At 59.3% G+C, this 23,744-nt stretch carries 21 protein-coding genes; 5 read left to right on the top strand and 16 right to left on the bottom strand.

Annotated features, from left to right (window positions below):
- Positions 1–68 precede the first annotated feature (68 nt).
- The 5 genes from GV819_RS09895 to minC form a co-directional block, all read right to left on the bottom strand.
- Positions 69–1,358 (bottom strand): M18 family aminopeptidase, encoded by a 1,290-nt coding sequence (locus GV819_RS09895; protein ID WP_161755897.1) that lies wholly within the window; start codon positions 1,356–1,358, stop codon positions 69–71.
- A 106-nt stretch (positions 1,359–1,464) separates the two neighbouring features.
- Complete coding sequence (locus tag GV819_RS09890; protein WP_161755896.1) at positions 1,465–2,100, bottom strand: RluA family pseudouridine synthase; 636 nt, start codon at positions 2,098–2,100, stop codon at positions 1,465–1,467.
- 91 nt (positions 2,101–2,191) lie between these two features.
- Complete coding sequence (gene minE / locus GV819_RS09885) at positions 2,192–2,446, bottom strand: cell division topological specificity factor MinE (protein WP_019693048.1); 255 nt, start codon at positions 2,444–2,446, stop codon at positions 2,192–2,194.
- Positions 2,446–3,258, bottom strand: a complete 813-nt coding sequence (gene minD / locus GV819_RS09880; RefSeq protein ID WP_011062650.1) for a septum site-determining protein MinD — start codon at positions 3,256–3,258, stop codon at positions 2,446–2,448. Before minD ends, minE begins: the two co-directional genes overlap by 1 nt.
- A 200-nt stretch (positions 3,259–3,458) precedes the next feature.
- The gene (minC, locus tag GV819_RS09875) at positions 3,459–4,196 is read right to left on the bottom strand and encodes a septum site-determining protein MinC (protein ID WP_161755895.1); all 738 of its coding nucleotides are present in this window, start codon (positions 4,194–4,196) and stop codon (positions 3,459–3,461) included.
- A gap of 121 nt (positions 4,197–4,317) precedes the next feature.
- On the opposite strand from minC, the gene GV819_RS09870 reads away from it, so the two are divergent.
- From GV819_RS09870 to GV819_RS09860, 3 genes are all read left to right on the top strand, one after another.
- Positions 4,318–5,250, top strand: a complete 933-nt coding sequence (locus GV819_RS09870; RefSeq protein WP_161755894.1) for a lipid A biosynthesis lauroyl acyltransferase — start codon at positions 4,318–4,320, stop codon at positions 5,248–5,250.
- Between the two features lie 50 nt (positions 5,251–5,300).
- Positions 5,301–6,470, top strand: a complete 1,170-nt coding sequence (locus GV819_RS09865; RefSeq protein ID WP_161755893.1) for a patatin-like phospholipase family protein — start codon at positions 5,301–5,303, stop codon at positions 6,468–6,470.
- 271 nt (positions 6,471–6,741) lie between these two features.
- Positions 6,742–9,861 carry an autotransporter outer membrane beta-barrel domain-containing protein gene (locus GV819_RS09860; RefSeq protein ID WP_256667445.1) on the top strand — a complete coding sequence of 1,040 codons (3,120 nt, stop codon included), beginning with the start codon at positions 6,742–6,744 and terminating at the stop codon, positions 9,859–9,861.
- A gap of 80 nt (positions 9,862–9,941) precedes the next feature.
- On the opposite strand, the gene denD is transcribed toward GV819_RS09860, so the two are convergent.
- Both denD and GV819_RS09850 read right to left on the bottom strand, forming a co-directional pair.
- Positions 9,942–10,925 (bottom strand): D-erythronate dehydrogenase, encoded by a 984-nt coding sequence (denD, locus tag GV819_RS09855; RefSeq protein ID WP_161755892.1) that lies wholly within the window; start codon positions 10,923–10,925, stop codon positions 9,942–9,944.
- Positions 10,926–10,940: 15 nt separating this feature from the next.
- Entirely contained in the window at positions 10,941–12,251 is a 1,311-nt protein-coding gene (locus tag GV819_RS09850) for an MFS transporter (protein WP_161755891.1), read from the bottom strand.
- A gap of 161 nt (positions 12,252–12,412) precedes the next feature.
- Here GV819_RS09850 and GV819_RS09845 point away from each other — a divergent pair, with 161 nt between their 5' ends.
- The gene (locus GV819_RS09845; RefSeq protein WP_161756195.1) at positions 12,413–13,198 is read left to right on the top strand and encodes a FadR/GntR family transcriptional regulator; all 786 of its coding nucleotides are present in this window, start codon (positions 12,413–12,415) and stop codon (positions 13,196–13,198) included.
- A 104-nt stretch (positions 13,199–13,302) separates the two neighbouring features.
- On the opposite strand, the gene GV819_RS09840 is transcribed toward GV819_RS09845, so the two are convergent.
- The 7 genes from GV819_RS09840 to puuE all read right to left on the bottom strand — a co-directional run bounded on the left by GV819_RS09840 (position 13,303) and on the right by puuE (position 20,780).
- The gene (locus tag GV819_RS09840) at positions 13,303–14,088 is read right to left on the bottom strand and encodes an outer membrane protein OmpK (RefSeq protein WP_161755890.1); all 786 of its coding nucleotides are present in this window, start codon (positions 14,086–14,088) and stop codon (positions 13,303–13,305) included.
- Positions 14,089–14,729: 641 nt separating this feature from the next.
- Positions 14,730–16,088, bottom strand: coding sequence for a nucleobase:cation symporter-2 family protein (locus tag GV819_RS09835; RefSeq protein WP_161755889.1), 1,359 nt, complete (start codon positions 16,086–16,088; stop codon positions 14,730–14,732).
- Between the two features lie 170 nt (positions 16,089–16,258).
- Positions 16,259–17,572 carry a urate hydroxylase PuuD gene (locus GV819_RS09830; protein ID WP_161755888.1) on the bottom strand — a complete coding sequence of 438 codons (1,314 nt, stop codon included), beginning with the start codon at positions 17,570–17,572 and terminating at the stop codon, positions 16,259–16,261.
- A 52-nt stretch (positions 17,573–17,624) separates the two neighbouring features.
- Complete coding sequence (locus tag GV819_RS09825) at positions 17,625–18,128, bottom strand: ureidoglycolate lyase (protein ID WP_161756194.1); 504 nt, start codon at positions 18,126–18,128, stop codon at positions 17,625–17,627.
- Positions 18,129–18,248: 120 nt separating this feature from the next.
- On the bottom strand, positions 18,249–19,244 hold the full coding sequence (gene alc / locus GV819_RS09820) for an allantoicase (protein ID WP_161755887.1): 996 nt from the start codon (positions 19,242–19,244) through the stop codon (positions 18,249–18,251).
- A 97-nt stretch (positions 19,245–19,341) separates the two neighbouring features.
- The gene (gene uraD / locus GV819_RS09815) at positions 19,342–19,857 is read right to left on the bottom strand and encodes a 2-oxo-4-hydroxy-4-carboxy-5-ureidoimidazoline decarboxylase (RefSeq protein WP_161755886.1); all 516 of its coding nucleotides are present in this window, start codon (positions 19,855–19,857) and stop codon (positions 19,342–19,344) included.
- Positions 19,854–20,780, bottom strand: a complete 927-nt coding sequence (gene puuE / locus GV819_RS09810) for an allantoinase PuuE (RefSeq protein ID WP_161755885.1) — start codon at positions 20,778–20,780, stop codon at positions 19,854–19,856. Before puuE ends, uraD begins: the two co-directional genes overlap by 4 nt.
- Positions 20,781–21,205: 425 nt before the next feature.
- Here puuE and uraH point away from each other — a divergent pair, with 425 nt between their 5' ends.
- Positions 21,206–21,559: a hydroxyisourate hydrolase gene (gene uraH, locus GV819_RS09805; RefSeq protein WP_161755884.1), complete on the top strand. Its 354-nt coding sequence runs from the start codon at positions 21,206–21,208 to the stop codon at positions 21,557–21,559.
- A 106-nt stretch (positions 21,560–21,665) separates the two neighbouring features.
- On the opposite strand, the gene GV819_RS09800 is transcribed toward uraH, so the two are convergent.
- Both GV819_RS09800 and GV819_RS09795 read right to left on the bottom strand, forming a co-directional pair.
- Positions 21,666–22,292 carry a LysE family translocator gene (locus GV819_RS09800; protein ID WP_161755883.1) on the bottom strand — a complete coding sequence of 209 codons (627 nt, stop codon included), beginning with the start codon at positions 22,290–22,292 and terminating at the stop codon, positions 21,666–21,668.
- A 62-nt stretch (positions 22,293–22,354) separates the two neighbouring features.
- Positions 22,355–23,704 (bottom strand): NCS2 family permease, encoded by a 1,350-nt coding sequence (locus tag GV819_RS09795; RefSeq protein ID WP_161755882.1) that lies wholly within the window; start codon positions 23,702–23,704, stop codon positions 22,355–22,357.
- Positions 23,705–23,744 lie beyond the last annotated feature (40 nt).

Below are 23,744 nucleotides of genomic sequence, written 5' to 3'. Positions count from 1 at the left end.
GCCGCGACCCGGGTTGATGTGCATCAGAAACTGGCAGGCGCACCCGCCAGGGTCTGTGTCGCTGCAGCTCAGGGCAATTCTTGGCTGGCGTAGAACGCGCTCAGCACTTTCACCAGGTGGGCCAGGTCATGGCTGCCACAGAGTTCGCGGATCGAGTGCATGGCAAAGGTCGGCAGGCCGATGTCCACGGTACGCACTCCCAGGTGGCTGGCGGTGATCGGGCCAATGGTCGAGCCGCAACCCATGTCGCTGCGTACCACGAAACTCTGCACCGGGACTTCTTCGGCCATGCACAGGTGACGGAAGAAACCGGCTGTTTCGCTGTTGGTGGCGTACCGCTGGTTGCTGTTGACCTTGATCACCGGGCCGGCGTTGAGTTTCGGGCCGTGGTTGGCATCGTGCTTGTCGGCGTAGTTGGGGTGTACGCCGTGGGCGTTGTCGGCGGAAATCAGCAGCGACTTCTGAATGGTCCGGACAAATTCGTCGCCTTCAGGCAACAGGCGGCGCAAGGTCTGTTCGAGCATTGGGCCGTCGGCGCCGCAGGCCGAGCAGGAGCCTACTTCTTCATGGTCGTTGCACACCAGTACGCAGGTTTCTTCGCTGTCGGCTGTCAACAAGGCCTGCAGCCCGGCGTAGCAGGACAGCAGGTTGTCCAGGCGCGCGCCGGCAATGAAGTCCCCGTGCAGACCAACCACCGCTGCGCTCTGGGTGTCGTAGAAACTCAGCTCGTAGTCCAGCACCACGTCGGCGTTCAGGCCATGTTCGCGGGCCAGCTGGTCGGTCAGTACGGCACGAAAGTCCACCCGCTCATCACCGGCGAACTGGGCAAGGATCGGCGGCAGTTCGTTCTGCGGGTTGATCGCCCAGCCCTGGTTGGCTTCACGGTTGAGGTGAATGGCCAGATTGGGAATGATCGCGATGGGAGCCTTGAAGTCGATCAGCTGGCTTTCCACCTTGCCGTCGCGGCGGAAGGTCACGCGGCCGGCCAGGGACAGGTCGCGGTCAAACCAGGGGGCCAGCAGCGCGCCGCCATAGACTTCGACACCCAATTGCCAGAAGCCCTGGCGCTGCAGTTCCGGCTGAGGTTTGACCCGCAGGCAAGGGCTGTCGGTATGAGCGCCTACCAGGCGGATGCCACCTTGCAACGGAGAGTGCCGACCCATTTTGAAGGCGACGATCGAGGAGTCGTTACGGGTGACGTAATAGCGGCCGTTGGCTTCGATGGCCCAGGGCTCGCGCTCGTCGAGTCGCTGGTAACCTGCCGCCTCCAGGCGTTGAACAAGGCTGGTAGTGGCATGGAAAGGGGTAGGGGAGGCCTTGAGGAAGTCGATCAGGCCTTGGTTCAACTCTTCGCGCATAAGTAGCTCCAGACAGCAGTGGCGCGAGTTTAACGTATTGGCTGGAAAAGTGGCTGTGCAGGAGTGCCCTGCAGGAGCCGATAGCCGGCTCCTGCAACGAGCTTTGTCAGAACGGGGCCGGGCACTCGAAGCGCAGGCGCTCACTTGTCTGCGGATGGGTGAAGCTGAGCATGCTGGCGTGCAGGCATAGCCGTGGCCAGGCAGCCAGGGCTTGCGGGTGGGCGTAGAGACCGTCGCCCAGCAGCGGGTGGCCGATGGAGAGCATGTGTACCCGTAGCTGATGGGAGCGGCCAGTGATCGGCGTCAGTTCGACTCGGCACCAATCGTCATAGCGTTCCAATACCCGCCAGAAGGTCAGCGCATGCTTGCCGAACTCGTGGTCCACCACGTGCCGCGGCTTGGTCGGCGGGTCGTAACGCAGCGGCAGATCGATGCTGCCACTGTCCAGTTCCGGCTGGCCCCAGCACAACGCGGTGTAGGCCTTTTCGGTTTCACGGTCATGAAATTGTCGGGACAACTCACGATGGCTATCCGCATCACGGGCCAGGAGAATGATTCCGGAGGTCTCCCAGTCCAAACGGTGGACAATGCGGGCCTCGGGGTAACCGTTTTCCTGCAGGCGAGTGATCAGGCAGTCCTTGTTGTCGTCGGCACGACCGGGGACGGAAAGCAGCAGGGTGGGTTTGTTCACCACCAGGACGGCGGTGTCCTGATGCAGGATGTGAATATTCGACAACGGCATTAAAACAGCCTCGTAACAAACGCCAACGGCGGCTCGCCGACCCCATGCCGTGCATGAGGTCAGCGAGCCGCCGTGGCTCCCGTCGGATCAATCAGCGATCAGGCAGGGTGATATTGAGTTCCAGGATCGAGCAGCTGCCTTGGTTTTCCAAGGCGACGTGCACGTCGTCGGACCCGATATTGACGTACTTGCGGATCACTTCCACCAGTTCCTTCTGCAAGGCTGGCAAGTAATCAGGGGTGCTGCGCTGGCCGCGTTCATGCGCCACGATGATCTGTAGACGCTCTTTCGCTACCGACGCGGTGCTGACCTTTTTGTTAGCACGAAAGAAGTCAAAAAGATTCATTATCTACCTCCAAACAGACGCTCGAAGAATCCCTTCTTCTCGACATCAAGGAACCGGTGTTCCACGGTTTTGCCCAGCAGGCGGTCGACCGCATCGCTGTAGGCCTGGCCTGCATCGCTCTGGTCGTCGAGAATCACCGGTACACCCTGGTTGGAGGCCTTGAGCACCGCCTGGGATTCCGGGATGACGCCCAGCAGGGTCACTGCGAGAATTTCTTTGACGTCTTCAACACCAAGCATTTCACCGTTGCTAACGCGCTCCGGGTTGTAACGAGTCAGCAGCAGGTGTTCCTTGATCGCGTCTTCGCCTTTTTCGGCGCGCCGGGATTTGCTGGCCAAAAGACCCAGCATACGGTCGGAGTCGCGGACCGAGGACACTTCAGGGTTGGTCACGACAATCGCTTCGTCAGCGAAGTACATGGCCAGGTGTGCGCCTTTCTCGATACCGGCAGGGGAGTCGCAGACCACGAACTCGAAGGTTTCCTTGAGTTCCATCAGGACTTTTTCCACGCCTTCCAGGGTCAGCGCGTCTTTGTCGCGGGTCTGGCTGGCGGCGAGTACGTAGAGGTTTTCCAGGCGCTTGTCTTTGATCAGGGCTTGTTGCAGGTTGGCTTCGCCGTTCACCACATTGACGAAGTCATACACCACGCGACGCTCGCAGCCCATGATCAGGTCGAGGTTACGCAGGCCGACGTCGAAGTCGACGATCACTGTTTTGTGGCCGCGCAGAGCGAGGCCGGTACCGATAGCGGCGCTGGTGGTGGTTTTACCCACACCACCCTTGCCGGATGTAACCACGAGAATCTTGGCCAAGGTGTTTCACCCCTAAGGAAAAAGGACTTTTAGCCCCTGAAAAACATCTCTTGAAAACTACTGCAGTCGGACAGCCTTGGCTGGAGTTCGGTCAGCGGCAGGGTTTATCGTCGATAAACACTGCAGATTGCCAATTTCCTACTTCGTTTGAGCCGTATTCGCTACGTTTTAGAGATGCTTGGAAAATGCGGCAGTATCCGTTAAAGACGTGTGATGTTCAACACGTCACCCGACAGGCTGACCTGGACTCCCGAGCCCCACAATGGGTCGCGTCGCAAGTCTTCGGAAACCTTGTACTGACCGGCAATGGACACAAGTTCAGCGCTCAATTGCTGACAGAAAATCCGTGCCTTGGTGTCGCCTTTGACACCGGCCAGGGCTCGACCACGCATTGGGCCGTATACATGGATATTGCCATCGGCGAGAAGTTCCGCGCCTGGGCTGACCGAGGACACTACTACCAGATCGCCACCCTGGGCATAGATCTGTTGTCCGCCGCGTACTGGCGAAGTAATGATACGGGTTGGCTTGACGGTCGGCTCCGGCGGCTTTTCCGGGACCTTCTTGACCTCGCTTTCCGGTGGTTCGAGCGGCCGTTCCCGGGCGCCGGAAGGCGGTAGCACCGGCAGGTCGACGGCAATTGCCGCAGCGATGTCTTCGATGCGGCTGGCGCGGATTGCCAAGGTGCGCAGGCCGTGTTGGCGGCAAACACGCATCAGTCCGGGCAAATCCACCGAGCCTTCAGAGGCGGGCAACTTGTCCAGCGCCAGGACCAACGGTGCGTTGCTGAAGAAGTTCGGCGCTTGGGCGACCTTCGCGGCCAATTGGCGATCGAGGCCTTCGAGGTCGTTGCGGGCCAGTTCCAGCACCGTGATGGCGAGCATGCTGCCCTTTAACTGGAACACAGGATCTTGGTCTAGCGATTCGGTTTGGCTCATGGTCTGCAGAAGGCGGCTTGTCACTAAAAGTGCCGAGACTTATAGCGAGAACGCCCGCGGGCCGCAAGCCAGGTCGAACCGATGTAGAATGCGCGACCTTGTTGTCTGTCCGGAATCTGTAATGGATCGCCCGCGTTTTCGAGCTGCATTCTTGTTTCCACGTTTCTGGCCGCTGTGGCTGGGGCTTGGCGTGTTATGGCTGATCGTCCAGCTGCCTTATCCTGTGCTCCTGCAAATCGGTCGTGCCCTGGGGGCGCTGATGTACCGGGTCGCCGGTGAGCGGCGGCGAATTGCCAAGCGTAACCTGGAACTGTGTTTCCCGGAAAAGTCCCCCGAGGAGCGCAAGCGCTTGCTCAAGGAAAACTTCGCCTCTACCGGGATTGCCTTCTTCGAGATGGCCATGAGCTGGTGGTGGTCCAGGTCGCGCCTGGCGCGCCTGGCCCATGTCGAAGGATTGGAGCACCTCAAGCAGGCGCAGCGTGAAGGTCGTGGGGTGATTCTCATGGCCCTGCACTTCACTACCCTGGAAATCGGTGCGGCATTGCTGGGGCAGCTACACACCATTGATGGCATGTACCGCGAACACAAGAACCCGCTGTTTGATTTCATCCAGCGCCGTGGCCGTGAGCGACACAACCTTGACTCCCTGGCCGTGGAGCGCGAGGACGTACGCGGCATGCTCAAACTGCTGCGCTCCGGTCGAGCGATCTGGTACGCGCCGGATCAGGACTACGGCGCCAAGCAAAGTGTGTTCGTGCCGCTGTTCGGCATCCAGGCGGCTACTGTCACCGCCACCAGTAAATTCGCTCGTTTGGGCAAGGCCTTGGTGGTGCCCTTCACCCAGGAACGCCTGGCCGACGGCAGTGGCTACCGTATGGTGATCCATGCGCCATTGGCGGATTTCCCTGGAGCCACTGAAGAAGAGGATTGCCTGCGAATCAATCAATGGGTTGAGAGCGCGTTACGCGCCTGTCCCGAGCAATACCTCTGGGCCCACCGACGCTTCAAAAGCCGGCCGCCGGGCGAGCCCAAGCTCTACAAGAAGCGCGGCTGACTCCCTGGCATTGACTACCGGCCCTTGTGCGCCATGGATGGAGTGAATTGATGAGTGCGGCGGAACCGGTTACAGGGTTGATTCTTTCCGGCGGCGGTGCCCGGGCGGCCTACCAGGTAGGTGTGCTGGAGGCGATTGCCGAGCTGTTGGGGCCGGGTGTACGCAATCCGTTTCCGGTGATCGTCGGCACGTCCGCCGGGGCTATCAATGCCGTGAGCCTGGCCAGTGGCGCCACAGATTTTTCGATGGCGATCCAGCGTCTTACGGCATTCTGGCGTAGCTTGCGCAGCGATCAGGTGATGCGCAGTGATTGGCCTGGAGTGATTCGTCAGGCCAGCCGTTTTGTTGGCCACAGCTTGTTGGGCCTGGGCGCCCAGGTACCGGTGGCGCTGATCAACAACTCGCCACTGCGGGAGTTGCTCAACCAGCACATGCATCTTTCGGGAATCAACCAAGCCATCTCCCAGGGACAGCTGCACGCGGTGGCGGTGACGGCCTTCGGCTATGAGTCCGGCCAGGCAGTGACGTTCTATCAAGGCGGCGGAGTGATCGATCCCTGGCTGCGCCATCGGCGGATCGGTATTCCCACTCATCTGACGGTCGATCACTTGCTTGCCAGTTCGGCGATCCCGCTGTTGTTCGCACCGGTGAAGCTTGATCAGGAGTATTTCGGCGACGGTGCGGTACGCCAGTCGGCGCCCATCAGTCCGGCTTTGCACCTCGGGGCCAGCCGGGTGCTGGTGGTTGGGGTCAGCGGCAACCCGCGGGGCAACGACCCGGACAACACCATGCAACGAACCTACACCGGGCAGCAGCCGACTCTGGCGCAGATCGGTGGGCATATGCTCAACAGCACCTTCATTGACAGCCTGGAAGGCGATATCGAGTTGCTGGAGCGACTCAATCACTTCAGTCGGTTGTTACCTGGCAGTGCTGCTGATCGTGGCCTGGCTATCGCGCCGGTGGAAGTGCTGGTGATTGCCCCGAGCCAGCCGATCGATGAGATCGCCGCACGGCATCGGCAGGAGTTGCCGGCGGCACTGCGGTTGTTCCTGCGTGGGCCGGGAGCGACCCGGACCAGCGGTGCGGGGGTCTTGAGCTACCTGTTGTTCGAAGCGGCTTACTGCAGTGAGCTGATTGAGTTGGGGCGTAGTGATGCCCTGGCCAAGCGTGAAGAGTTATCACGCTTCCTTGGGCTGAGGGGCACGTCGTTGGCCTGAGGCTGCTGTCATTGATGAGCTTTTGTCGCTGCCATGCGCGATGGGCCGGCAACGCATGTGCCTGTGTCTTCCTCTCTAGAATCGCGTTTCTCTGTGATTTATAGCCGCGATGATTATTTAAGAATCCTCTCATTACAAAGGTCTCGGATGACTTGGATTATGGCGGTGATCAATGTCGATCATCATTCTCGCCGCCCTTCCTAATGTCGCTGACTGTTAATTGCCGAGGTTTTCTTAGGAGGTGGCGTCTGTAGTACCGCAGGGAGGGGGTATGCAGCGATTTTTCCGCTTGACGCTGTTGGGCATATTTACAATGCCTTTGTCAGGTTTGGGGCTGGCCAGTGACTATGGCCAGGTCGATATCTCCGATCCCACTGGCAGCAGTTCGATGAACCTGTCTCCGGGCGACTCCGTGACCTATGACGGCCCGGGCGCGGCCATCGACGTTTCGATCAAGGGTAATAGCCTCAGTGCTGAAGGGATCACCGTCAGTGCCGGTTCGCCAGTCGGATCTTTTACCGCAGGGGTCAAGGCCAGCAAGGGCGGACGTGTGAACTTGGCCGACAGTCAGGTGCTCAGCTATCGCACCTATGCGCTAGAAGCCGTAGGTGCCGATAGTGTGATCAATGCTTCCGGCACTTCGCTCGTCTCCCTGAGTTCGTTTGGTGCGTACGCACATCTTGGTGGCCGCATCACACTTGATGGCGGCAGCATCAGCACTACAGGGTCCTATGGTTATGGGGTGGACGCCTCGGACGCGGGGTCAGTCCTGACCGCCAGCAACCTGACGATCTCCACCAACGGCAATAACGCGGATGGTGCGTCGGTGGTGGGTGGCGCCTCCATGACGCTGGAGGCGGTCGCGATCAATGTCACGGGTGCTTCCGCCGAGGGTCTGTATGTCAGGGGGGCGGGTTCGACACTGGCCTTTATCAATAGCCATGGAGTATCTGCCAGTAGCTTTGGCGCGCGGGTTGGAGGTGGGTCGTTCTCCATGCTGGGTGGCAGCCTCACTGGCCATGATGATGCGGTGTATCTGGGATATGACTATGACGGTATCGGGTCGACTGCCGATATCCGCGATGCAACGTTGATCTCCAGCAACGGCTATGGACTCAACCTCAATGGCGACAATGCCAGTGCGACGTTGAACAACGTCAGCATCATTACCTCCAGCTCCAAAGCGGGTGGAATATTCATGTTCATGCCCGGGTCGAAGTTGATTGCCGATCGATTCAGTATTGATAATCAGGGGACTGACAACGCTCGCGGACTGGACAATCGCGCCGGGCAGGCAACGCTGACGAACGGCAGCATCACCACCCATGGCATTAATTCATATGGCTTGTACCTGGTGAGTCAGTTCGATAACGCCAGTATTCATGCGAGCCGTGTCGGCATCGAAACATTCGGCGCCGGATCCATCGGTGCGTTGTCGCTAAGCTCTGGGTCCGAGCTGCGTCTAGACCAGTCCTGGGTTACCACTCACGGGAGTGGTGCATCAGGTCTTGTGTTGGGTAATGGCGCAATGGCGAGCCTGGAGAGCTCCCGGCTGACCACTCACGGAGATGCTGGGTCTGGTATATGGAGTTATGTCACCAGCGGAACGGCAAGCAATACCCTGTCATTGACCGACAGCCATGTCAGTACCCAGAACGCGGCGGCTCTGCTGGTCAGCGGCGGCAATCACCGATTTACCCTGATTGACTCAGACCTTGTGGCGCGTAGTGCCGGGCAGGAGGCACAGGGAGTTGTTCTGCAGACTGGCCAAGGATCTTTAAACAACGTTCTTATCGACACTGGGCAAGTCAGTGTGGAGGCCAGTGGTTCATCGCTGACTGGCGACGTTTTTGCCCAGAGCGGCAGAGTGGATCTGAGTCTTAGAGCCGGCTCGGTGCTGAACGGCGCGGTGTATTCCGATCAGGGTGGGCGGATCAATAGCTTGCAGCTTGACGCGAGCAGCCAGTGGAATGTGCGCAACGATTCGACATTGGGCACCCTGAGCAACAGTGGCACCCTGGCGTTCGTCGCAGCGCCGGGCAATGGTTTCAAGACCTTGACGGTTAACGACTATCTTGGGGGCGGCACGCTGGTGGTCAACACTCAACTGGGTGACGACAACTCCCCCACCGATCGAATGATCATCGACGGTGGCGCGGCAAGTGGCAAAACTGCCGTGCGCGTGCTCAATGCCGGAGGTGTAGGCGGGCTGACTGAGGAAGGGATTCGCCTAGTTCAAACCATCAACGGGGGCACCAGCACCGCTGATGCCTTCTATCTGGACAGCGGCTCCAGTGGTTATCGTGCGAGTGCGGACAGTCTGTCGATCAATGGCTATGAGTACAGCCTGGCTCAGGGGGGGAACGCAGGCTTGGCTCAGGACTGGTATCTGATTTCCCCGCCCGGCTCGGTTCGTCAAGTTGCGCCGGAAAGTGGCGCTCATATTGGCAATCAGATGGCCACCAGAACGATGTTCAGCCATAGCCTGCAGGACCGTGCAACCAAGCGTAGCCTTGCTGCCGATGGCCAGGACTCGGGGCTTTGGCTACGTGTCCAGGGGCGTCATGACAATGGTTTGCGCATGGCCGAAGGCAAGGTCGATATCGATTCCAGTAGCGACATGGTGCAGTTGGGCGGGGCTTTGCTACGCAGGCCTCTGGGCATGGAGGGCGCGTTCTATGCCGGGCTGATGGCGGGTTATGGCGATGCGCGGATCGACTCGACCTCGGCCTTGATACGCCGAGACACCGATACTGCCGTTCACTCTCGAGCGCATGGCAAGGTTTCAGGGTATTCGGTGGGGGGGTACGGCACGTTTTACGCTGATGATGTCAGCCGGCTTGGTGCCTATGTCGATACCTGGTTGCAGTACGGTCGTTATACCAACCAGATCAGCAGTGAACTGGGGTCTGCCAGCTATGATTCGACCTTGTGGTCGGCATCGATCGAATCGGGCTATGGATTCTTGCCGTTCGCCACGGGCTCCAGCTTGAGTGAGTGGGTTGTCGAACCTCGTGCGCAACTGATCTATAGCCGCTATGCCGCCAAGAATGCGCAGCTGCAAAGCACTGGCATGCGCAGTACGGATGCCGATGCCTGGAGTTCCAGTACTGGAGTGCGGTTCTACCCGAAGGCCTGGCAAGATTTGGCAGACTTGGCGATCCGCCCCTTTGTCGAAACCAACTGGCTGCATACCGAGGGCACCCCTTCGGTGCAAATGGGCTCGACAACATTGAGTGCACAGCCATCGCGTGATGCCTTGGAGTTGAAGCTGGGGGTGAACATTCGCGCCAGTCGAGAGTTAGAGGTTTCCAGTCATGTGTTTGGCCATGAAGGCAGTGCCGGGCAGTACGGGTATGGTGGGCAACTGAACCTGAGCTATAGCTGGTAACGCTGGCAGGTTTATCAGGGGTACGTGTCTGATATCTGGCAAGGGCGATGGCCCCCTGGCCATGGGGGCCATCCATGGCGTTATTGCATTGAGTGCGGCAGGTAGTCCTGCATGAACTGACGGATCACACTGGCAAAGTCCTCATCCGCTGTGAAGCCCAGTTCCCGGGCGTAAGACGCGCTGAACGCGCCCGGCCAGGAGCCGACGATACGCTCGATGTTGGCATCCGGGCGTAGCTCAATACGCTGGGCCGCCTCGTCTCCCGCCACCTCTCGTAGTGCACTGATCATCTGTTCCACTGTCAGTGAAAGGCCAGGCATATTGATGACCGGGCCTTGGCTCAAGCGCGCCCCAGTGAGTTCATGGCCGTGAATCAGATTGGCAATGGCCTGAGCCGGAGACATCAACCACAGTCGGGTATTCAAGGCTACCGGGCAGACACTGGGCTGGCCGTGGAGCGGTTCACGGATGATGCCGCTGGCAAAGCTGGACGCGGCAAGGTTCGGTTTGCCCGGACGCACGACGATGGTCGGCATGCGCAAGCTCCGGCCATCGACGAAGCCTCGTCGGCTGTAGTCCGCGAGTAGCAGGTCATTCATGGCTTTCTGGGTGCCATAGGAACTCTGTGGAGCCCAAACCTGATCATCGCCAACAGTATCCGGTAGCTGGCCACCGAAGACCGCGACGGAACTGGTCATCACCCACTTCGGGCAGGTGCCCAACTGGCGTGCCCGTTCCAGCAGGTTTTGGGTGGCACTGAAGTTGACCCGCATCCCCAACTCGAAGTCACTCTCCGCCTGGCTGGAGACCACGGCGGCCAGGTGAAAGATGCTATCGGTGTCGGCGTCGATCAAATTGGCCAGTACCTGTTCATCGGTGATATCTCCGCCTTTGACCTGAACCCGAGGGTCATCGAGACCCTGCACGGGTTCCCGGTCGAACGCGATGATTTGGCTGATGGGCTGCAGTTGGCCGTGACGGTCGGTCAGTGAGCCACGCTGCAGCAAGGCTGCGATCAGGCGTCGTCCAAGAAAACCGGCCGCGCCAGTGACAAGAATATTCATGAGTGACTCCAATGATCAGCGATTGACGAGTTTTCCGGGAATTTTGAAGACCAGCAGGGCGCCGATGAACAACGCGCTGGCCATGACGTACATGCCGATCGTGGTGCTCTGGGTCAGGTCTTTGAGAAAGCCCATCAGGTAGGGCGAAACAAAGCCCGCAAGATTGCCCCAGGAGTTGATCAGGGCGATGCCGGCCGCCGCTGCGGTACCGCCGAGAAAGGCCGTGGGCAGGCTCCAGAACAGAGGCAGGGTACTGAAGGCACCCATGGCGCCCAGGGTCAGGCCGATCATCGACACGGTGAAGTTGTCACTCCAGGTGGCGGAGATCATCAGGCCTATGCCACCGAGCACCGCAGTCAACGCCAGATGCCAGCGGCGTTCGCGCAGTCGGTCAGCACTACGGGAGATCAGCACCATGGTCAGCGCCGCTGCGGCGTAGGGAATTGCCGTGAGCATGCCGACCTCGAACACATCGCTCACGCCTGCCTGGCGGATCAGCGAAGGCAGCCAGAAGCCGACGGTGTAGAAGCCGGCGATCATGCAGAAGTAGATAGCGGTCAGCAGCCAGATTCGCGGCTGCCTGAACACTTGCCTGACGCTATGAATCTGATGGCCGTCGGCCTCGGCGTCGATCCGGGTCTGCAGCAGTCCTTTCTCTTCGCGGGTCAGCCAGCCGGCATCGGCGATACGGTCGCTGAGGCAGTAGATCACTAGGCCGCCGACGAGGATCGATGGCAAGCCCTCGAGGAAGAACATCCATTGCCAGCCGGCAAGTCCGTGATAGCCATTGAGGGCGCTCATGATCCAGCCGGACAAGGGCGCGCCAATCAATCCCGAGAGTGGTACGGCGGTGGCGAACAGGGCATACATCTTGCCGCGGCGGTTGGTAGGGAACCAATACGACAAGTACAGAATGACCCCGGGGTAGAACCCTGCTTCGGCAATACCCAGCAAAAAACGCATGACATAGAAGGAGGTGGGGGTGCTGACGAAGGCCATGCACGAGGAAATGATCCCCCAACTGATCATGATGCGGGCGATCCACAAGCGCGCACCGACCCGATGCAGGATCAGGTTGCTGGGGATTTCCACCAGGAAGTAGGCGATGAAGAAGATCCCGGCGCCCAGGCCGTAGACCGCTTCGGAGAACTGCAGGTCTTCGGACATCTGCAACTTGGCGAAGCCGACGTTGACCCGGTCCAGGTAGGCCACCAGGTAGCACAACAGCAGCAACGGTAGGATGCGCCAGGCGACTTTGCGATAGGCCAGGTCCTCGAACGTCGCGGTGGTGGAGCGGGCAGCTGTTTGCGACAGTGATTCAGGCATGTCTTTACCCATCCTTGTTTCTTGTATTTGGGTGATTTTGTTTTTATCGGACTCGCTGAGGTGTCTTAGATATCATAATACATCATACGAATTCAATGGTCGGACAGTGAACGGGACGGCGTGCCTGAAATGCAGTACCGTTAGCCAATTTGAATACAGAGATACCCATGTCGAAGCCTGATAACACTTCCCTTGCCGTCGATTCTCTGACAACGCTCAAAGATTCGGCCAAGGGCACGCTGGCGGATCAGGTAACCGCAGCACTCAAGGCACACATCGCCAGTGGTGAGGCCTTGCCGGGCTCGCGCTTGCCCACTGAACCTGTCCTGTCCGAGCGTTTTGGTGTTAGCCGTACGGTTATCCGCGAGGCGGTTTCGCGCTTGAAGTCAGCCGGCCTGGTGGAGGTGCGTCAGGGCAGCGGCACCGTGGTCTGCGAGGGTGCACATATCAAGGCATTCACCATTGATCTGGATGTGCGCGGGTCAATCGAGGCGGTGCTCAGGGTCACCGAGTTACGGCGTGGCATTGAAGGCGAGGCAGCGGCGCTGGCGGCTCAGCGGCATACCCCTGAACATTTGCAGGCTATTCATCAGGCGTTGCAGGCCATCGATGCCGCCGAACAGGCGGGCCAGGACGGTGTTGAGCAGGACTTGGCATTCCACTTCTCGATTTCCCAAGCCACCGGTAATCCGCTGTACCCCTCGCTGCATGAGTTCATTGCGCAGTTCATCAAGGAGGCGATCCGCATCACCCGCTCCAATGAGGAGCGCCGACGGGATCTGACACGCACAGTGCATGACGAACATTTCGCGGTCTATGCGGCGATCGCGGCGCGGGATGTCGAGGGCGCGCGGCAGGCGGCGCTGAGCCATATTCACAATGCGGTGGAACGGCTCAAAAGTGCCGATCCGGCATTTTGGCGGGACTCTGGATCGCGCCTTGCCTGATGGCGAGGGGCGAGGCCGCAGTTTGATCTAGCGCCGAGGTGGCGCATCGACCTGAGTTGCCTGCTCTCATCGGTGACATGAGAGCAGGCCGTGTCACGCACCCATCAGAAGTGGTACTTGACCAACAGGCTGGCGGTATCCTGGTTGGTCTCGAAGGCGCGGGAGTCCTGGATGCCGTACTTGTTCTTCCAATAGTCGTACTCGAAACCGACGTACAACTGCTTGGCACCCCAGTTCAGTGCCTTGCCCAGGTCGTACTTGACCTGCGGGTTGAAGTGCAGGTTGGCGTGGTAGGTACCCTTGGAGTTCTGGTCGTTGTCCACCACCCAGTCCATGTAGCCGTCGATCAGGATGTCCGAGCGCCCCATAGGGATGGTGTAGGACCACACCGGAGTGATCTGCCAGACGTTGTCACCCGGGCGGCTGCCCTCGGTGTGGCGCTGATAGAAGTTCAACTGGAAGTAGTCGAAGCCGGGCACTGCCAGATCGAAGCCCGGGCCGATCAGGTAGGACTCGTTGTCGCCTTCGCCGAATTCGTAGGTGAACGCCAGGAGCACATCCTTGATCGGGCCAAACTCCAGCTTCTGGTCGAAGATCTTGCCGAACGACAGCCGCGGACTGAACTCACCGTAGTAGGTATCCGGGCCAACGTTGCCGTCTTCCTTGCCGTTGTAGAAGATGCGGTCGAGGAAGAAGAAGTTGTCGCCGTACTTCCAGGCATCGGCATGTTCGAAAGTCACCGTTTGTTGAATCTGCGGATTGACCTCGAAGTTCTTGCCGTACAAGTAAGTCAGGCTGTTGTTCTGCCATTGCAGTAGGTCGCCAGCTACGGCCTGCCCTCCGGCCAGCAGGCTGGCGGCCAGCATCAGGCGTGTGCACATCGGTTTCATTCGGTTGCTCCCAAAGTAGGTAGTTCCACGTTTTTTGTCTCGGCGCTCTGATTTGGCGCCTTTTCTCTTGCTGTAAAAAACCATCCGATCGGTCAGCTTTTTTGCTTTTAGCAAGAGCTGAGCCAAGGCCGAAAAAAAGCAAAAAAACTCACGCCCGGCTGTTGCGATACAGTCGGTCGAGAGTTTTTTCAGCATTGATTTCGAATGCCTTGATACCTGTCTGGGCCGGGATAAGTTGGCTTTCAGGTCAGGTTTTTCATCCGGGCTTTTTTTTAGACCAGATTTGCGCGGCCGCGGAGAATACTGGCTCCCACGGCAGGGCTCAAGTGCTCCGCAACAGCGCACTTGCAGCCACTTTGGGGCAGGCATGCCGGCCATCTCAGAAAAGCATCCGTAATGGCTGGCAATAGGAGAGGGGTGACTGCGAGCAGTCAGGGTCATCACCTGGCGTCGATGGCCGTTGAACGGCCACCCTCAGACGAAGCTGGGCAGGCTGCATGATTGTTGCTCCCTGTTTGTTTTTATTTTCAAGGCGCAGCGTTTAGCGGGCAGTGGTCGGTCTTTGACTGACGACCGCTGCGGACACATACATGAAAGATGAAGCAAGGCTCAGGGCGCCGATCCAGCGCCCTGGTCACGACTCAATGCTGATGAGCTTCCTGAGGACTGCTGGTGGCTCGCTCGGTGCCTCCAAGGATGTTGAACAGCAGGTTCAACAGCAATGCACTCAAGGTCGCCATGGCGATGCCGCTGTGGGTAATGGGGCTCATCCACAGCGGTAGGTGGGCAAAGAACTCCGGACGGACCACTGGAATCAGGCCCATGCCGATGCTCACCGCTACCAGCAGCTGATTGCGTCGATCGGCGATGTCGGCTTCCTGGAGGATCTTGATCCCAGTGGCCGCCACCATGCCGAACATCGCGATTGCCGCACCGCCCAGTACTGCCGGAGGAATTGAAGCCACCAGAAAGGCCGCCTTGGGCAGCAGGCTGAGGATGATCAGCAGGCCGCCAGCGACTATGGTCACGGAGCGGCAGCGGACTCCGGTCATCTGCACCAGGCCAATGTTCTGGGCGAAGGAGGAATGGGTGAAGGTATTAAGAAAACCGGCGAAGAAGGAGGCCCCGGCGTCACAAAGCAGGCCACGACGCAGCATGCGTGGAGTCACTTCCTGGCCGGTAATCTTGCCCAGGGCGAGGAACATCCCGGTGGACTCGACGAAGATGATCACTACCACCAGGCACATGGACAGGATCGGGGCCAGATGGAACGTCGGCATGCCGAAGTGCAGTGGCGTGACGATTTGCAACCAGGGCGCCTGGGCCATGCCACTAAGGTCCACCATGCCGATCAGGCCGCACAGTATGTAGCCCAGGCCCATGCCGATCAGCACCGAGATATTCACCCAGAAACCACGCATGAAGCGATGGATCAGTAGGATAGTGCCCAGCACCAGTGCGGCAATGCTCAGATAGATCGGTGAACCGAATTGCGCAGCGGTGCTGCCGCCGCCGGCCCAGTTCACCGCCACGGGAAACAGTGATAAACCGATCGAGGTGATCACCGTTCCCGTGACCAGGGGGGGGAAGAAACGCACCACTTTGGACATGAACGGGGCAATCAGCATGCCGAAGAAACCGGCGGCGATGGTGGCGCCGAAGATCCCCTGCATGCCGATACCGGGCATGCCGGCCATGGCCACCATGCTGCCTACGGCGGCGAAACTGGCTCCCATCATTACCGGCATGCGAATGCCCATGGGGCCGATACCGAAGGATTGGACGATGGTGGCGATCCCGGCCACCAGCAGGTCGGCGTTGATCAGGAAGGCGATTTCTTCACGACTCAGGCCCGCGGCCTGTCCGATGATCAGCGGTACCGCAATTGCACCGCCATACATCAGCAGAACGTGTTGCAGCCCTACCAGGATCAGTTGCAGGAAGGGCAAACGCTGGATGGCGGGCGCATCGGGGACGCACTGTTCGGATGAATCGGACATGCAACACCTCGGATCTTTTTTATTCTTGTGATTTAACCGCTGCGTGGTTGCGCACAGCGTGTCTGCAACAGGTGAATATTGATCGGCTGAGGGCAAGCAAGCCCGCCCCTACAGATAAGTCCGGTTCTGTAGGGGCGAGCTTGCTCGCAGAGCAGCCTGACAGGCTCTGATCAGTTGGTCTGGGCTCCCTGGGCAATCCAGGCGCCGATCAGTTCACGTTCCTGCTGGGTCATCTGGGTGATGTTGCCCAACGGCATGATCTGACTGGCAACAGCCTGGGCCTGGATGCGTGCAGCCTGCAGGCGGATCTGTTCGGGGGTATCGAACATCACTCCGGCTGGTGCAGTGCTGAACAGGGGGCTGGTGGGCTTGGCCGAATGGCAGACCGCGCAACGCTCCTGAATCACACTGTGCACCTTGTTGAACGTGGGGCCCGTATTGGATGCCTGCGCCGGTGCCGGTGCGGTTGCTGCCGGGGTTTCCGCGGCCGTCGGCGCTGCGGGCTTGGCACCACCACCCAGGGCGGTTTCCGGCAGTGGCTGGTACTCGATCTGGGCAGGAGTCTTGGCTACTTCAGGGGTGCTTGGGGCTGGTGTCGGCCCCGTCACGTAAGCCAGGCAGATCATGCCCAGTGCCGCGACCGGTAGGGTCCAGGCAAACTTGTGGCTGTCGTGACGGGTGTTGAAGTAGTGACGGACCAACACTGCCAGGACCGCGATACCGGCCAGGATCAACCAGTTGTACTGGCTGCCGTAGGTGCTCGGGAAGTGGTTGCTGATCATGATGAACAGCACGGGCAGGGTGAAGTAGTTGTTGTGACGCGAACGCAGCAGGCCCTTGGCCGGCAGGCTCGGGTCCGGGGTGCGGTTTTCCGCGATCGCCGCCACCAGCGCGCGCTGGGCCGGCATGATGATGCGGAATACGTTGCCCACCATGATGGTGCCGATGATCGCGCCCACATGCAGGTAAGCGCCACGGCCGCTGAACACCTTGCTGAAGCCATACGCCGCGCCGATCAGCAGGAGGAACAGGATGAGGCCGAGCAGGGCGGGTTTCTTGCCCAGTGGCGAATCGCAGAGGAAGTCGTAGACGAACCAGCCTGCGATCAGCGCAGCGACGCCGATGGCTACACCTTCAGGACCGCTCAGGCCGCTGCCAGGGGCAACCAGATAGAGCATCGGGTTGAGGTAGAACACCAGGCACAGCAGGGCGATCCCTGACATCCAGGTGAAGTAGGCTTCCCACTTGAACCAGTGCAGGTTCTCCGGCATCGAGGGTGGAGCCAGCTTGTATTTTTCCAGGTGGTAGATACCACCACCGTGAATCGCCCAGAGGTCGCCGGACAGGCCATCCTTGGGATTGACGCGGTTGAGATTGTTCTCCAGCCAGACGAAGTAGAACGATGCGCCGATCCAGGCCACACCCGTGATCATATGTATCCAACGCACGCTCAGGTTGAGCCATTCCAACAGATGTGCTTCCACAGTCTTTACCTCTTGCCTGTCACCCTTAGTTGTTGGGTGATCAGACCTTCTCTTATTGGTGGGGGGCGAGGATCAAACGCTCATCCTCTTTGAAGAAATGCTCATCGCAGTTATTGCCATTGCCACTGCGATCAACCACCAGGAAGTCATCCCGCTTTTCGATCGTCAGCACCGGGTGGTGCCAAACGCCGCGATGGTAATTGATGCCCTGCCTGCCATTACTGACAAAGGCGCGGACCAAGCCTGATACAGGTTTATCGCCAAGTGGCGCAACCACGATCAGAAAAGGGTTGCCGAGCAGCGGAATGAAAGCCTGGCTGCCCAGCGGATGGCGTTCCAGCATGCAGATGGTCATGGGCATTTCCTGCGCATCGGCGCGGAAGATGCTGATGATTGCCTGATCCTCCGGCTGGGCGGTTTCAACCGTCGCCAGGCGGTGGAAGCGCATGGTCGAACCATTGTTGATCATGAAGTGATCGCTGCCGTCGGTTTCGATCACGTCACCAAAGGGGGCGAAGGCTTCTTTGCTCAGGGGCTCAATCATTAGTGTGCGCATGCTGTTCTTCTTATCTTGAGTGGGTGTTGGTCTGTTTGTATTGCCATCGCGAGCAAGCTCGCTCCTACACACTTGCACGCGAACCAGCAGGAGCGGGTTTGCCCGCGATCGAGGGCACCTTTATTTCGCAACCTTGCCCAGGATGCGCAGGCGGCTGACGCCTCCATCCGGGAATAGGTTCAGGCGGATATGGGTAATCGGCCCCAGCGCCTTGATCTGCTCGGCGAAGCTATGCTCGGCGTGCATTTCCAGCTTCTGGCTCGGCAGCAGTTCACGCCAGAACAGGCTCTGGGTTTCAATCTGGCTGTCGGTGCCACCCTTGACGAAGGCGCCTTGTATCGAACAGGAGTCCGGGTAGTTGCCCTTGAAGTGCAGGGTATCGACGATGATCTTCTCGATTTCACCGGCGTGACCCAGGGCGATGATCACCCAGTCATTGCCCGGGGTACGACGACGGGCGGTTTCCCAGCCGTCGCCCATGTTGATGCCACGACCCGGGTTAAGGATGTTGCCCATGCGCCCGAAGTGCTCATCGGAGCAAGCCAGGGCGCGCCCGCCGTTGAGGGCCGCAGCCAGGTCGACTTGTTCATTGTTGCCGATGGTCGACCAGTCGCGGTATGGAACGCCGTAGACCCGCAGACGGGCTACGCCGCCATCCGGGTAGATGTTGAAGCGCAGGTGGCTGAACGGCTGGTCGTTGTTGATCTCGTGATAGTGGTGGCTGTTGCCTTGCAGCTCGACCGCCGACAGCACTTCGACCCACAGGGTGTCATCGGTGGGTTCGCCTTCAGGCAGGAAGCAGGCTTCCAGGGACGCCGATGGTGGGAAATTGCCGGTGAAGAATGAGGTGTCGATATCCACGCCCTTGATTCGGCCGGGTACGCCCAGGCGGATCACTGCGCTGTCGTAGCCTTCGAAGCGTTTGCGGCGCGATTCCCAACCGTCCATCCATTTGCCGTTGTCATCGAACACGCCTTCCTTCCATACCGCCGGGGTGGGTTGGAACAGCCGATTCGCGTCAGCGAACCAGTCATCGGTGACCGAGATTATCTTGGTGCCCAAGCGGGCATCGGCCAGGTTGACGAACTTCTCGAAAGGTACGGCGCAAGCTTTCATTTTTCTTGTCTGCCTTGAAATAGGTGGCTGGAGATGCCGCAGGGCCCTGGTGGTGGCACAGGCTGAGCCGATTTCTCGGGGCGTCAGGGGCTGGCCGCTACAGGCTCAGTAGTCGGAACAAGGCGATTTTGTTGATCTCTGCCAGCGCGCACTTGAACTCGGTATCCACCGAGTTGTGGATACGAGTTTCGAACGCTGCGAGGATCTGATGCCGGTTGCTGCCTTTCACCGCCATGATGAACGGAAACTTGAACTTGGCCTTGTAGGCATCGTTCAGTTCGGTGAAGCGCTGAAACTCTTCGGCCGTGCACTGATGAATACCGGCGCCAGCCTGTTCATGGGTGCTGGCTTCGGTCAGCTGTCCCTGGACAGCAGCTTTGCCGGCCAGGTCCGGGTGAGCGTTGATCAGTGCCAGTTGGCTGGCGTGATCGGCGCTCAAGAGAATATCGCTCATGCGCTGGTGCAAGGTTTCGATCTGGTCGACGGAAGCGTCGAGGCCCAGGTCATAGGCTTTTTCAGCAACCCATGGGGAGTGTTCGTAGATATCGGCGAAGGCTTTGACAAAGGCTTCGCGGCTCAGGGTCGAGGGCTTGAGGCTCTGGAAGGCAGTCATTTCGCCGCTCTCTGGTAAGGATGGGTCTGTTGCCAATGGCGGGCGATGTCGACCCGGCGGGTGAACCAGACCTGTTCGTGGCCTTTGACGTATTCGATGAAGCGCTTGAGCGACGCCAGGCGTGCCGGACGGCCTATCAGCCGGCAGTGCAAACCGATGGAAAGCATCTTCGGCGCTTCGGCGCCTTCGGCGTAGAGCACATCAAAGGCGTCTTTCAGGTAGTGGAAGAAATCGTCTCCGGTGTTGAAGCCCTGTACCTGAGTAAAACGCATGTCGTTCGTGTCCAGGGTGTAAGGGATCACCAAGTGCGCTTTGCCGGTCGGATTATTGGGCTCCCAGTAGGGCAGGTCGTCGTCGTAGGTGTCGCAGTCATAAAGGAAGCCGCCTTCCTCCATCACCAGGCGCCGGGTGTTCGGGCCGGTGCGGCCGGTGTACCAGCCCAGGGGGCGCTCGCCGGTGATTTCGGTGAGGATGCGGATCGCTTCGAGCATGTGCTCGCGTTCCTGGGCCTCGTCCATGTACTGGTAGTCGATCCAGCGGTAGCCATGGCTGCAGATCTCGTGGCCGGCCTCGACCATGGTCCGGATCACATCCGGGTGACGCTGGGCGGCCATGGCTACGGCAAAGATGGTCATGGGAATGTCGAATTCCTTGAACAGCTTGAGAATCCGCCAGACCCCGGCACGGCTGCCATACTCGTACAGCGACTCCATGCTCATGTTGCGCTCGCCCTGCAGCGGCTGCGCCGAAACCATTTCCGAAAGGAAGGCCTCCGATTCCTTGTCGCCATGAAGGATGTTGCGCTCGCCACCTTCCTCGTAGTTGAGCACGAAGGACAGTGCGACTCGGGCATTGCCTGGCCAGTGAGGGTGAGGAGGGGTGGAACCGTAACCGATCAGGTCGCGAGGGTAGTCAGCGCTCACTGCAGTCTTCCTTCTTATTCGTGATGACGTTGGCGTGGCGGGACCTGAAGCTGGGAAGCCAGGTAGGCGTCACTGCGATGGGGTGATTGTATACAAGTTTATAATCACTTTGTAAGCCTGATTTTTTGCATTTTTCCGCATTCGTCGCTATGGACGGTACCTGCAAGAAACTTGCCTGAATGGTCAGCTAATGGATCGCAAGTCGTCTGTTGCCGTGCTGTTGAGGTCGACTCATCAGGTGTGGGAAAACAGCCGCGGAGGGTGAATGTTTGTGATTATTATTGTGTACAATTTTTTTTAAAAGTGTCTTAATCATCGCCTCGTCACAGCCTTTCATCCGCCGAATCGCCGTGGCTCCCTTTTAATCACTGACTTCGGGAGGCGCGAGGCCTGAACGCTTCAGTTGCGCCAGGCACGCAGAATCAATGGGACGTTTGACTACACACGTTTTGGATGCCGCACATGGCTGCCCAGGCAGCGCTATCAAGGTCGAGTTGTATCGGATTGAAGGGACCCAGCTGGAGTTGGTCGCCAGTACCCTGACCAACAGCGACGGCCGTTGCGATGCGCCACTGCTGCAGGGTGATGACTACCGTTCCGGGGTGTACCAACTGCAATTCCATGCCGGCGACTACTACCGCGCCCGTGGCGTGCAACTGCCCCAGCCGGCTTTCCTCGATGTGGTGGTGCTGCGGTTCGGCATCAGCGCTGAGCAGGAGCATTACCACGTGCCGTTGTTGATCTCGCCTTACAGCTATTCGACCTACAGAGGAAGCTAGGACTTTCCCCCAAGAATCCTGCGCAAATAGCTTCTTTGGTCTTTGCCCGCTCACACTGCGGGCTTTTTTTCGCCTGTTACATAGCCTTCGCCGGCAAGTAATGTGTTCAACGACTCAGCAAGGACGCAGCACCGGCGCTGCTGAACAGTCCGGCGCTGATGCGATTGAACCAACGTTGACCCTTGCCGCTGCGCAAGTAGCGCGCAGCACCGTGGGCGCTGAGGCCATAGGCCAGTTTGCAGGCCAGGTCCAGCAGGGTCCAGGTGACGATCATGACCAGCAGTTGTGGCAGGAATGGCTGCTGGGTGCTGAGAAACTGCGGCAGGAAGGCGGCGAAGAACAGAATGTCCTTCGGATTGCTGGCTCCCAGGACAAAAGCGCGCCCGAACAGTGCGCGAAAGCGCGGTTTCGGTGCGGCTTCAGGCACCACGGCGCCGTGGGATGGTTGCCGCGACTGCTGCCAGCTCTGCCAGGCGAGATAAAACAGATAGAGGGCGCCGACAACCTTCAGGGCGCTGAACAGTTGTTCCGAAGCCAGCAACAGTGCTCCCAGGCCCAGCGCCGAAGCGTTCAACAGGCAGATTGAGGCCAACACCCCGCCAAGAAAGGCCGGGTAGGAGCGACGCAGCCCATAGTTCAGGCTGTTGCTGATCATCAGCAACGACAAAGGCCCCGGGATCAGGATCACTACCAGAGCAGCAGCACCGAACAGCAGCCAGGTTTCCAGGCTCATCACTTTTTCCCTAATGCACAAAGGCCCCATCCGACAGGATGGGGCGGATAAAACAGGCGGGCTTACAAGAAAATGAACTTGGCGATGAAGATCGCGCACAGTACATACAGGCTGATGGAGATTTCCTTGTGTTTACCGGTCCCGGCCTTCAGCACCACGTAGGTGATGAAACCCAGGGCAATACCATCAGCGACGGAAAAAGTCAGGGGCATCATGATCGCCGTGACAATCGCCGGAATGCTGTCGGTGGCCTCGTCCCAGTTGATATGCGCCATGCCGCCCATCATCAACATGGCCACGTAGATCAAGGCGCCGGCAGTGGCGTAGGCGGGGATCATGCCTGCCAATGGGGCAAAAAACATGGCGGCGATGAATAGCACGCCCACGGTCACTGCAGTGAGGCCTGTCCGACCACCCGCGGCCACACCTGCGGCACTTTCCACGTAGCTGGTCACTGGCGGCACCCCAACCACTGCGCCGAAGACGCTGGAGGCACTGTCAGCTTTTAGCGCGCGGGAGAGGTTTTCAATCTTGCCATCAGCGTTCACCAGGCCAGCGCGCTGAGCCACGCCCATCAGGGTGCCGGCGGTGTCGAACATGTGTACGAAGAGAAAGGCCAGGACCACGCTGATCATGCTGACGTTGAACACTCCGGCGATGTCCATGGCCATCCAGGTCGGCGCCAAGCTCGGCGGGGTCGACATAATGCCGTTGTAGTGCACCAGGCCCAGGCCCCAACCGGCCAGGGTCACGGCGATAATGCTGATGAGAATTGCGCCGAACACCCGGTGATAGCTGAGCACCGCGATCATCAGAAAGCAGATGGCCGCCAGCAGCGGACCGGGCTCGCGCAGGGAGCCGAGCTTGATCAGGGTGGCCGGGCTATCGACGATGATACCGGCGGTCTTCAGGCCGATCAGTCCAAGAAACAGTCCGACCCCGGCGCCCATGGCGAAACGCAGGCTTACCGGAATACTGTTGAGCAGCCATTCACGGATCCGTGACAAGGTCAGGATCATGAACAGCACGCCGGAGATGAATACCGCGCCGAGAGCGGTTTCCCAGTTGTAGCCCATGGTGCCGACCACGGTGTAGGTGAAGAAGGCATTGAGGCCCATGCCCGGTGCCAGCCCCACCGGCCAGTTGGCGTACAGGCCCATCAACAGGCAGCCCAGGGCGGCGGCGATGCAGGTGGCAACAAAGGCGGCGCCATGATCGATGCCGGCGTCGGCCATGATGTTGGGGTTGACGAAAATGATGTAAGCCATGGTGATGAAGGTTGTCAGACCGGCAATCAGCTCGGTCTTCACCGTGGTGCCATGCAACCTGAGTTTGAAGACGCGCTCCAGCCAACGGCTGTTCAGCGAGGGCGAGAGGTCCAGCGAAGAGGCTTCGGATTTGCGGCTTTCCACAGCAAGTACTCCTCAAGAGTTTTATTGTTTTTTCTAGAAC

The organism is Pseudomonas sp. Fl5BN2, assembly GCF_009908205.1.
Classification (GTDB): Bacteria; Pseudomonadota; Gammaproteobacteria; order Pseudomonadales; family Pseudomonadaceae; genus Aquipseudomonas.
The sequence above is the reverse complement of the archived record's forward strand: the minus strand, read 5'-3'. Positions and strand labels throughout refer to the sequence as shown.

What these genes read in the sequence shown, in the direction of transcription:
- GV819_RS09895 (WP_161755897.1), bottom strand. Translation starts at nt 1,358, where the DNA reads ATGCGCGAAGAGTTGAACCAAGGCCTGATCGACTTCCTCAAGGCCTCC.
- GV819_RS09890 (WP_161755896.1), bottom strand. Translation starts at nt 2,100, where the DNA reads ATGCCGTTGTCGAATATTCACATCCTGCATCAGGACACCGCCGTCCTG.
- minE (WP_019693048.1), bottom strand. Translation starts at nt 2,446, where the DNA reads ATGAATCTTTTTGACTTCTTTCGTGCTAACAAAAAGGTCAGCACCGCG.
- minC (WP_161755895.1), bottom strand. Translation starts at nt 4,196, where the DNA reads ATGAGCCAAACCGAATCGCTAGACCAAGATCCTGTGTTCCAGTTAAAG.
- GV819_RS09870 (WP_161755894.1), top strand. Translation starts at nt 4,318, where the DNA reads ATGGATCGCCCGCGTTTTCGAGCTGCATTCTTGTTTCCACGTTTCTGG.
- GV819_RS09865 (WP_161755893.1), top strand. Translation starts at nt 5,301, where the DNA reads ATGAGTGCGGCGGAACCGGTTACAGGGTTGATTCTTTCCGGCGGCGGT.
- GV819_RS09860 (WP_256667445.1), top strand. Translation starts at nt 6,742, where the DNA reads ATGCAGCGATTTTTCCGCTTGACGCTGTTGGGCATATTTACAATGCCT.
- denD (WP_161755892.1), bottom strand. Translation starts at nt 10,925, where the DNA reads ATGAATATTCTTGTCACTGGCGCGGCCGGTTTTCTTGGACGACGCCTG.
- GV819_RS09850 (WP_161755891.1), bottom strand. Translation starts at nt 12,251, where the DNA reads ATGCCTGAATCACTGTCGCAAACAGCTGCCCGCTCCACCACCGCGACG.
- GV819_RS09840 (WP_161755890.1), bottom strand. Translation starts at nt 14,088, where the DNA reads ATGAAACCGATGTGCACACGCCTGATGCTGGCCGCCAGCCTGCTGGCC.
- GV819_RS09835 (WP_161755889.1), bottom strand. Translation starts at nt 16,088, where the DNA reads ATGTCCGATTCATCCGAACAGTGCGTCCCCGATGCGCCCGCCATCCAG.
- GV819_RS09825 (WP_161756194.1), bottom strand. Translation starts at nt 18,128, where the DNA reads ATGCGCACACTAATGATTGAGCCCCTGAGCAAAGAAGCCTTCGCCCCC.
- alc (WP_161755887.1), bottom strand. Translation starts at nt 19,244, where the DNA reads ATGAAAGCTTGCGCCGTACCTTTCGAGAAGTTCGTCAACCTGGCCGAT.
- uraD (WP_161755886.1), bottom strand. Translation starts at nt 19,857, where the DNA reads ATGACTGCCTTCCAGAGCCTCAAGCCCTCGACCCTGAGCCGCGAAGCC.
- uraH (WP_161755884.1), top strand. Translation starts at nt 21,206, where the DNA reads ATGGGACGTTTGACTACACACGTTTTGGATGCCGCACATGGCTGCCCA.
- GV819_RS09800 (WP_161755883.1), bottom strand. Translation starts at nt 22,292, where the DNA reads ATGAGCCTGGAAACCTGGCTGCTGTTCGGTGCTGCTGCTCTGGTAGTG.